Source organism: Acinetobacter sichuanensis, from assembly GCF_003024515.2.
Taxonomy (GTDB): Bacteria; Pseudomonadota; Gammaproteobacteria; order Pseudomonadales; family Moraxellaceae; genus Acinetobacter; species Acinetobacter sichuanensis.
On the sequence record NZ_PYIX02000115.1, the window covers coordinates 1 to 2,607 of the forward strand.

Annotated in this window: 8 protein-coding genes; all 8 read right to left on the reverse strand. The window is 40.3% G+C overall.

The annotated features are described in order from the left end of the window. Positions 1 to 110 precede the first annotated feature (110 nt). Complete coding sequence (locus tag C9E89_RS23480; RefSeq protein WP_171405204.1) at positions 111 to 254, reverse strand: hypothetical protein; 144 nt, start codon at positions 252 to 254, stop codon at positions 111 to 113. Further along, positions 251 to 652 (reverse strand): DUF559 domain-containing protein, encoded by a 402-nt coding sequence (locus C9E89_RS22120; protein WP_107010242.1) that lies wholly within the window; start codon positions 650 to 652, stop codon positions 251 to 253. Before C9E89_RS22120 ends, C9E89_RS23480 begins: the two co-directional genes overlap by 4 nt. Further along, positions 649 to 819, reverse strand: a complete 171-nt coding sequence (locus C9E89_RS23485; RefSeq protein WP_171405205.1) for a hypothetical protein — start codon at positions 817 to 819, stop codon at positions 649 to 651. The genes C9E89_RS22120 and C9E89_RS23485 overlap by 4 nt, the downstream gene beginning before the upstream one ends. After that, on the reverse strand, positions 812 to 997 hold the full coding sequence (locus C9E89_RS22125) for a hypothetical protein (protein WP_107010243.1): 186 nt from the start codon (positions 995 to 997) through the stop codon (positions 812 to 814). Before C9E89_RS22125 ends, C9E89_RS23485 begins: the two co-directional genes overlap by 8 nt. After that, on the reverse strand, positions 990 to 1,544 hold the full coding sequence (locus tag C9E89_RS22130; protein ID WP_107010244.1) for a hypothetical protein: 555 nt from the start codon (positions 1,542 to 1,544) through the stop codon (positions 990 to 992). The genes C9E89_RS22125 and C9E89_RS22130 overlap by 8 nt, the downstream gene beginning before the upstream one ends. Next, positions 1,541 to 2,110, reverse strand: coding sequence for a hypothetical protein (locus C9E89_RS22135; RefSeq protein ID WP_107010245.1), 570 nt, complete (start codon positions 2,108 to 2,110; stop codon positions 1,541 to 1,543). Before C9E89_RS22135 ends, C9E89_RS22130 begins: the two co-directional genes overlap by 4 nt. A gap of 1 nt (position 2,111) precedes the next feature. After that, the gene (locus tag C9E89_RS22140) at positions 2,112 to 2,429 is read right to left on the reverse strand and encodes a hypothetical protein (RefSeq protein WP_107010246.1); all 318 of its coding nucleotides are present in this window, start codon (positions 2,427 to 2,429) and stop codon (positions 2,112 to 2,114) included. After that, positions 2,426 to 2,607, reverse strand: a 182-nt coding sequence (locus tag C9E89_RS23490; RefSeq protein WP_171405206.1) for a hypothetical protein, incomplete at its 5' end; no start/stop codon positions are given. The genes C9E89_RS23490 and C9E89_RS22140, both read right to left, overlap by 4 nt.

Sequence of the window (2,607 nt, forward strand, 5' to 3'; positions counted from 1 at the left end):
GTGTGAAATCTACAAGTGCTGCACTTGGTTTAAACAATAAACGGCGTAAATCATGAACAATCATTAAGTCTTTATGTTTTGCAAAATCTTCTGTCACCATATTCATTCCATCACCCTAAATTTCTACGTTTCTTAAATTCTTCAACCGCTTTTTTATTTTCCCGACACGCCATTCGAAAAATAAAAATTACCGCAGTCACACCAAAGATGATTGCTCCAACTGCTACCCATGCAAGAAATTCAATTCCATTCATAAATCACCTACCAACCGTCTAATGTCTTCAATCGCCTTACCACTTTTCACCTGCTCAGTGCTATACCGATACACTGAATAACCTAACTCTTGTGCCGAGTTATATTTCTCCATATCCCCTAAATAACCCTGTGCCCTTGTATGCCTCCCATTACTCCAGATCCCACCTTCAACCTCGATTAAAACCTTACTACCTAAAATATAAAAATCCGCTCTCCACTTCCGCTCAGGATTAAACTGAAACTCAGTCTGGAACTCGATCTTGTACGACTTCAAATGCTGAGCGAGTTTAGCCTCACCCTCGCTAACAACTCGCTCCTTCTTCACAACAACACGGCGCTTGGTACGCCGTGGTTTTCCAGATAATTTTTTATACTCAGCAACTGAAATGCTGCTCATAATTTACTACTCAAAATCAGCTCATATGCGCCAGCCTGTACCCACCCTTCCCAACCTCCAAAGTTGATTAAAATAAAATCCCCCCTCACACCTAAAACTTCACGGAGTGGTGCATCAGGCAAGGTATCAACTCGCACAAGGTCGCCTATTTTGAATTTGTTATTCATCCCCATCTCGCTTAATCAAAGTAAAGCACCCAAAGTTTCCAATAAACTTTTGTCCACTATTATCTATTGCTACGACTACAAGATTTTTAACATAGGTCACAGTGAGCGTACTCGCTGGTTGTTGCCATGCTTCAACGTCATGCATCACGCTATCACCTATACGAAATGGGTTATTCACGCTCACCTCGCAGAGCTTTCTGAATCTCATAAGCCATACTTGGGCGCATGGTTGTGTACTCATCATCAATCAATTTTTGAAGCAAGACTTTTAGATCCTCATCTTCGCCTTGATAAGTTTTAATGCTTCGAGCTTGATTTGAATTCCATTCTTCAAGTCGATCAATCTCAGCCTGTTTTGATTTCTGACCTGCTTTAAAAGCATCTCTAGAAGCTGGAAAAACATAGTCGTATTTAAGCTCATTAACTTTCCACCATTCATCAAAAGTCGTTACGCCTTCAATTTTTTCTTGGCTTAACTCTGCATAAGCTGCGAGTTCTTCCACCTCAGATCGTCCGTAATAGTGGTGCTCAATAGCGGTGCGGAGGTAATTAAGATAAATACAATTCACACACGGCTTCATAATCGGTAATTGCTTAAAGTAACCACCAGTTTCACAACAGTATGTGTCCACACCATCAGGCACACCCTTAATAATTGCCTTCGCCTTTTCAATACCGCCTACTTGATCAATAAGCTTCGAATGGTTGTTTGTAGTTGTGGTCATGCCGCGACTCCCTGATTTCGAAGTAACTTTGCTTGTTTGAAGTACAGATAGTCAGAAACATTGTTAAAAGCCGTTTCTACGCGAAGCAGTGCATCACTACGAACGCGCTTAAAACCCTGAGGTGCTTCTTCAAGAATTGCACCTAATTCTTCACTAATCCCTTTCCAGCGCGTTTTAATTCCTGCACCACGATCTACTTTTAAATCACAACCAAAACGAAAGTGTTCAAAACTCATTTTTGGCATTTGGAACTGAGTCGGAATAGTTAGAACTTTATCCTCATCAACTGAGTAATAATGTGAATCCACACCGAAGAACCATTCTTGCTCCAGTGGGATCAGTAAGTTTTTAAGGCAAATAATCAAGTCACCGTGATACACGTCATAAACTACATGTTTAGGTGTTAGCTCTTTGTCAGCTAAATTATTTTCTTCACGCCATGTATCGATGCTTTCATTCACATCATCAATATTAAAAGACATCTCGAGTACGTGAGTTTGATTCGCTTGTGATTGATACAGGTTGCCAATCTTATTTGGGTTGTATTTTTTATTACGCTTTTTCATGCTAAATCCCCATACTTTCCATGTCTGCAATAGCTTGTTTAAGTCTTTCAGAGTCAGAGCATTCAACATTTTCATTAATAAACCGCTGAGCCATTTCAACTCCATTAAATGATTCAATTATTTCCCAGCTTCCAACGAGACGTTTAAGCTCCGCTATATCAACAAAGTATTTTTCTCGATCCTCGTCGCTAATGTTGATGGCTTGACCGCAAGTAAATTCATAACCCTCATTCCAAGCCAACACACCTTCTGGCGCGTTCTCTACAATTTCAACAGCGTACTGAATACCTTTATTTTTAATTAGATCTACTGCTTTCATGCTGCACCACCAAATACCTTAGGACCAGTCCAAACCGCACAATCATCTGCCTTAACCCAACCTATTGTGTTTGAGCCAAATCCTAACCATCTCACACCTTTACTAATATGGATTTGCTTGATCTGATTAGGGCGACCTGTACTTGGGTGCGTTACGTAGTTGCCTATTTGAAAATCCA

Bases quoted from the DNA above. Each gene is read 5' to 3' on its own strand.
- C9E89_RS23480 (WP_171405204.1), bottom strand. From the start codon at position 254: ATGAATGGAATTGAATTTCTTGCATGGGTAGCAGTTGGAGCAATCATC.
- C9E89_RS22120 (WP_107010242.1), bottom strand. From the start codon at position 652: ATGAGCAGCATTTCAGTTGCTGAGTATAAAAAATTATCTGGAAAACCA.
- C9E89_RS23485 (WP_171405205.1), bottom strand. From the start codon at position 819: ATGAATAACAAATTCAAAATAGGCGACCTTGTGCGAGTTGATACCTTG.
- C9E89_RS22130 (WP_107010244.1), bottom strand. From the start codon at position 1,544: ATGACCACAACTACAAACAACCATTCGAAGCTTATTGATCAAGTAGGC.
- C9E89_RS22135 (WP_107010245.1), bottom strand. From the start codon at position 2,110: ATGAAAAAGCGTAATAAAAAATACAACCCAAATAAGATTGGCAACCTG.
- C9E89_RS22140 (WP_107010246.1), bottom strand. From the start codon at position 2,429: ATGAAAGCAGTAGATCTAATTAAAAATAAAGGTATTCAGTACGCTGTT.